Source organism: Leisingera sp. F5 (assembly GCF_001593695.1).
On the sequence record NZ_LUKH01000158.1, the window covers coordinates 1 to 4,683 of the forward strand.

Annotated in this window: 2 protein-coding genes and 1 tRNA gene; all 3 read left to right on the forward strand. The window is 59.9% G+C overall.

Annotated elements, in window-relative coordinates; all coding sequences use genetic code 11:
- The first annotated feature begins 9 nt into the window (after positions 1-9).
- Positions 10-99 (forward strand) — tRNA-Ser (locus A2I95_RS26275).
- Positions 100-1,049: 950 nt separating this feature from the next.
- Entirely contained in the window at positions 1,050-1,757 is a 708-nt protein-coding gene (locus A2I95_RS26280; protein WP_027258759.1) for an IS6 family transposase, read from the forward strand.
- A gap of 831 nt (positions 1,758-2,588) precedes the next feature.
- Positions 2,589-4,683 (forward strand): Hint domain-containing protein (locus A2I95_RS26285; RefSeq protein WP_291734658.1); only part of this gene is annotated, 2,095 nt, incomplete at its 3' end.

Consider the following 4,683-nt stretch of genomic DNA (forward strand, 5'->3'; position numbering starts at 1 on the left):
CCCCCTCACGGAGAGGTGGCCGAGTGGTCGAAGGCGCACGCCTGGAAAGTGTGTAGGCGGGAAACCGTCTCCAGGGTTCGAATCCCTGTCTCTCCGCCATCCACCCTTGCGAACTGTCTCTACTTTGCGGCTGCTGTTGCAACCTGCCGGAACAGGCCGGTTTTCAGGCGTCTTTCCCAATCATTTCTAATTTCTTGCGCACGTCTCCGGCGCATTCAGGCCGCGCTTTGTGCGCCGGTCTCCGCATGTCAGAGGGGCAGGTGAGTATGGTCATTAACAGAGAATTTCTTTCAGATTCAGCCTGAAAACAGGCTTCGAACGGGCATCTGGCCGTGAGCGTACGGGAATTCCGTCATGATAACAGGTTGTTACGAGGGTCCTGTCCCGGTTTCCTGTTTGTCGACAGAACAGGCCTGTTAAATGTCAAAACAGGCCTGTTAAAGCGCAATAACAGGTGATTTTTTCGACATAACAGGTGTTCCGGGGTGCGCAGGCGGGCGGAGTGGATGCGGTTCAGACGGGTGCTGGCAGGCCGCAGACCCTGCGCTGTTCCGGCCAGTAAAGTGGCAGGTCGTGTTTCATAAGCGCGGCGAGTGTCAGACTTGGAGGCTGGCGGCCCTCGAGAATGGCGCGCTGGATGTCTGGTGCCAGGAAAGCGAGGCGGATGAGGCGGCGGCGGTAGGGCGTGCCAGGCGCCGTGGATAGGGCTGGGGATCCAAAGCGATCGAAAGTGAGCATCGCGTGGGCGCAACGCAAGGCCCGGATCAGCACAGGATCAGGCCGGAGGGAATCTGCCGGAGCGCCGGTGAATTCGGTCCTGCCGCCACGGGTGTGCATTCGTACAGGAAGCACAAGACGCATCTGTGACGGGTCTGCCGGATCTGGCTCCACGGCTTCGCCCGGCCCAAGCTGCGGCCGTAAGCGGCGCAGCAGGTGGCCGGGCAGGAGGAGTTCCAGACCGGCGGCGTGGACCTCAACACGTGTAGCCAGACGCCACTGTCAGAAGAAAACAACTTGAGGCGGGTTGGGCGGTTTCGTAGCGTTTGGCCATGACCAAGCGCAGCCCCTTTCGGTACTTCAAAACCAGCCCCGAGATCATCCGCCTGGCGGTGATGATGTATATCCGGTTTCCGCTGTCGCTTCGGAATGTCGAGGATCTCCTGCACGAGCGCGGTATTGAAGTGAGCCATGAAACCGTGCGGTTCTGGTGGCAGCGCTTCGGGCCGAAATTTGCGGCCGAGATCCGCAGGAAACGTGTTGAAAACCTTCGCTCCTACTCGGGCTGGAAGTGGCACCTGGACGAGATGTTCGTGAAGATCAATGGCGAACGCCATTACTTGTGGCGGGCCGTCGACCACGAAGGTGAGGTCCTGGAAAGCTTAGTCACAAGGAAGCGTGACAAGAAGGCGGCGCTGAAATTCTTAAGGAAATCAATGAAACGCCATGGCCGGCCCCAGATTATCGTGACTGATAAGTTCCGGTCCTACGGTGCAGCATTGAAGGAAATAGGTGCCTCAAGTCTGCAGGAAACCGGCCGCTGGCTGAACAATCGGGCCGAGAATTCGCACCTGCCGTTCCGACGACGAGAGAGGGCGATGCTGCGTTTCCGGCGAATGCGTAGTTTGCAGAAATTTGCCGCCGTCCATGCCTCGGTCTACAACCTGTTCAATTCGGAGCGCAGCCTCTACTCCCGAGAAAATTTCAAGCTTAATCGCTCCGCTGCTCTCGCCGAGTGGCGCCAACTCGGCGCGGCATAAAGGGCAGCGTTACTGTCCTTGTGGAGACTGGTTCGCATTTGTCTGCCAGTACCCAGTGAAGAGCGCGTTGCGGTGGCGGATATGGCATCAAGGGCAGGCCTGTCAGCGGACAAATGCCGGCGGATTGAATAAACTCTTCAGTGTTATTTACTTTCCCGCACGGTTGCGGCGGCCTTTGGCATAGGCAGCCTGATTCGAAAGACCTGCCCGGCATTCCTGCCGCATTGAGAAACAAACTTTGCAAACTGCAAGGATTGAAATCAAATCCACGCCATTTCCCTCACGGCAGCTTGCGGGGGGAGCGGAAAGCCGGCGGTATCGCCGCATTTTGCCCTTGTTTCGGATCTGGCATCAAATCCGCCCCGCTCAAGCAACAGGTGCGGGAATTTTGTGCGGGATGTGCAAGTTTGAACCGCTGATTGCATCTGATTTTCGAAACAATCAACCCAGTCCAGCACCGGTTTATGCCCTCCCGCTTGGCCCGAATGACGCAATGGGGGGATTTTTAGGCAATTTTTTGGCTTTGTGGCCGGGGGTGCCTAACGTATGCATGTTCTAGCCCATTGGGGGGCGAGTTCTGCGAGCTGCTGGACTGTGGTGGACTGCTAAAATTTAGTTTAAGTCCCTGTGCTGCTGATGCCTGCACACCACTGATCTGAGAGCTTTTGCTTATCGGCTGTGCGCTGTTCCGGCGTGCACTCCAGAGCGTTTGCGCGTTCTGGCCCTCTCTCCGCTTGGGCTGGTGTTTTGACTGCGGAGTTCCGCATGGCTGTGCGGCTGTCCGGCTGGCCCGAACGATTGGCTTGGGGCCAGACCGGTGAGGAGAGAGTGATGGCGAAGAGTACCGATATGCCGAATGCGGACTTGAACGGAATTGTTGAGGGCACCTCGGGGGATGACCTGATCAATGCGGCCTACACCGGCGATCCGGAAGGCGACATGGTTGATAACGCGGATGCCACCGACCCGGCGGCGGGGCCGGATGATGATGTTATCATCGCAGGCAGCGGCAACGACAGCATCTATGCCGGCTCCGGCGATGATACTGTTGATGGCGGCAGCGGCGATGATCTGATCCTGGGCGATGGCGTTTCCGGCGCAAATGAACCTGTCAAAATCACCATTTCCTCGACCAGCGCGGCCTTCCAGAACAAGGTCTTTGCCTACACCATCGATCCGTCAACCGGCGAGATCAGCAACGTTGTGATGCTGTCGCAGAATGCAAATGCGGACGTCGGCGAGACCTATAGCTATGATGCGCCCGAAGGCGCGGTTGTCGGCGTCGGCATCATCAGCCCGCATGGCACATTTTACTCTTCCGGCTATGGCGGCAACGCAGATCTGAACCCGGACGGGCTGGACCACACCAAAGGGATATTTGAATTCCCGGATGGCTCCGTTCAGCTGGGCTTTGAGGATATTCGCAACCTGGGCGACAGGGACTTCAACGACGTCAAGCTGATCGTTGACCTGGGCACCTCGGGCACGACGCTCGACAATGCTCATTTCGACTATTCTTCCGATCCGGCCGACCCGGTTGTGCCGGGCGACGACAGCCTGACCGGCGGCGAGGGTGATGACACCATTCTTGGCGGCGGCGGCGACGACACCATCGACGGCGGCGATGGCTCCGATTCGGTTGATGGCGGCGACGGCGATGATGTGATCGACACGTCCAAGGACAGCGGCATTCCGCTGCCGGACCGCGGCTTTCCGGGCTACACCGGCACTGACCCCGACATTCCCTTCATCCCGGCGGATGCTGATCCGTTCGACGACCGCGATACCGTTCTGGGCGGCGCCGGCAATGACACCATCTCTACTGGGGATGACGCCGACCTGATCGACGGCGGCTCGGGCATGGACGTGATTGATGGCGGCATCGACGATGACACTATCGACGGCGGCTCCAATGCAGACGTTCTGACCGGCGGTGAAGGCTCCGACAGTCTGCTGGGCGGCGGCGGCAGCGACACCATCTATGGCGGGTTGAACCCGGGTTTCCCGGATGGGTTGAACATTACAGATGACGGCAGTGACGGCCGCCCGGCGGATCCGGACCCGACCAACGGCATGGACACCATTGATGGCGGTTCGGGCAATGACCTGATCTTTGGCCAGGACGACGACGACGACATTTCCGGCGGCTCGGGCCATGACACCATTGATGCCGGTATTGATGACGATATCGTCCGCGGCGGGGCAGGCAATGACCTGATCACCGGAGGCCAGGGGGCCGATACCCTGTCGGGCGGTGCCGGGCGCGATACTTTCCTGGGCGGCAATGCCGGCGACGAAGTTGACGGCGGCTCGGGCGGCGACGACTTCGACACGCTGGACCTGACCGGAACCGGTCCGTTCGAACTCAGCGGTGTCACCGTCGATGCAGACGGCAACAGCATCTCGGGCACCGTCAATTTCCTCGATGGCGACGGGGCAGTGACCGGCTCCATGACGTTTGGCGAGATTGAGCAGATCATTCCCTGCTTCACGCCCGGCACGCTGATCGCCACCCCGCTGGGTGAACGCCAGGTCGAAGACCTGCAGGCTGGCGACCGGGTGATCACCCGCGACAACGGCATTCAGGAAATCCGCTGGATCGGGACACGCACGCTGGAGGGCCGGGAGTTGAACAGTGCCGCGCATCTGCAGCCGGTGCTGATCCGCCAGGGCGCCCTGGGCAATGGCCTGCCCGAGCGCGACATGATGGTCAGTCCCAACCACCGGGTGCTGGTCGCCAACGACAAGACGGCGCTGTATTTTGAGGACCGCGAGGTACTGGTGGCTGCCAAGCATCTGACCGGGCTGGCGGGCGTTGACGCGGTGGAGACCACCGAGGTGACCTATATCCACTTTATGTTCGATCAGCACGAAGTGGTGTTGTCCGATGGCGCCTGGACCGAAAGCTTTCAGCCGGGCGACCAGT